2 protein-coding genes are annotated in these 1486 nt (G+C 64.5%); one reads left to right on the plus strand and one right to left on the minus strand.

Annotation, left to right across the window (positions count from 1 at the left end; translation table 11 throughout):
• On the plus strand, positions 1-1129 hold a 1129-nt coding region (locus EN925_RS35455; protein WP_128337345.1), incomplete at its 5' end, for an autotransporter outer membrane beta-barrel domain-containing protein.
• Positions 1130-1181: 52 nt separating this feature from the next.
• Here EN925_RS35455 and EN925_RS35460 read toward each other — a convergent pair.
• Positions 1182-1486: LysE family transporter (locus EN925_RS35460; protein WP_164894647.1), on the minus strand; the 305-nt coding region annotated here is incomplete at its 5' end.

Raw genomic sequence — 1486 nt, forward strand, 5'->3', positions numbered from 1 at the left:
ATCCACCCCCGGCGATCCCGATCCGGTTGATCCGGCGCCGCCGGTCGTGCCGGCCGATCCGCCGCCCGCGACACCACCGCCACCACCACCGGCACCAGTGGCGGATCCGCCCCCGCCGCGGCCGGTGGTGCCAACTGAGGTGCCCGACCTGCCGACAGCGGCGGCGGGCGAGGAAATCCTGCTCTATCGCATCGAGGTTCCGGTCTATTCGGCCTTGCCGCCGGTCGCCGAACATCTGGCGATGACGACGCTCGGCACATTCCACGAACGGCGCGGCGAGCAGAGCCTGTTGTCGAACACCGAGCTGTCGCCGGTCTGGGGCCGCATCTTCGGTCAGGACAGCAAAATGGCCTATTCAGGAACGGTGTCGCCGTCCTTTGACGGCACCCTGTTCGGCCTCCAGGCGGGCTTCGATCTGTTCGGCCGCGAAACCGCGTCGGGCCAGACCGATCGCGCCGGCCTGTTCGTCGCCTATGCCAGCATGAATGGCGACGTGCGCGGCCAGGCGCTGGGCAGGGACAATCTGTCCGTCGGCAGCATGGATATCAACGGCACCAGTATCGGCGGCTACTGGACCCGGATCGGTCAGGGTGGCTGGTACCTGGACGGCGTCCTCATGGCCACCTTCTTCGGCGGCAACGCAACATCGTCGCGCGACATTGGCATCGACGTCGGCGGGACCGGCGTCACCGCTTCGCTGGAAGGCGGCTATCCCATCGCGCTGGCGCAAGGCTGGACGCTTGAACCGCAGGCGCAACTGGTCTGGCAGCAATTGTCGCTCGACGATGCGTCGGACCGCTTTGCTTCGGTTTCCTTCGATACGGACGGCAGCGTGACCGGCCGGCTCGGCGCACGGCTGCAAGGCGAAACAGCGATCAATGGCATGGCGCTGCAGCCGTATCTCAAGGCCAACATCTGGCACGATTTCGGCGGCACCAGCCATGTCAATTTCGACACCACCGACATCTCGACCGAGGGCAGATCGACCTCGTTCGAGTTCGGCGGCGGCGTGATTGCCAAGGTGACGGACAAGGTCAGCATCTTCGCCACCGGCGACTACACCACCAATCTCGGTGGCGACAAGCGTCGGATCCTCGAAGGCAATCTGGGCTTCAGCGTCAAATGGTAAGGCCGGTCATGATCCCGAAAACCAGTTTCGGGATCATGATCAAAAAGACAGCTTAATTGCTGGAACGCATCGCCACCGTGGCGATGCCGGCGCCGACCAGCAGCGTACCGCCGGTGCGGTTGAAGATGCGGATCGCCTTGGGATTGCGCACCACGTTGCGTGCGCGTGCCGCGATCAGCGCATAGCCGAAGGCATTGGCGAAGGCGAGCGCCAGGAAGGTCGTCTCGAAGATCAGCATCTGCGTCCAGAAATCGGCGTGCCGGTCGAGGAACTGCGGCAGGAAAGCAACGAAGAACGTGATGCTTTTCGGGTTGAGCGCGGTGACGAGCCAGGCGTGCGCCATCATCTTGGCCGAGG

The organism is Mesorhizobium sp. M7A.F.Ca.US.006.04.2.1 (assembly GCF_004022915.1).
GTDB classification, from domain to species: Bacteria; Pseudomonadota; Alphaproteobacteria; order Rhizobiales; family Rhizobiaceae; genus Mesorhizobium; species Mesorhizobium ciceri.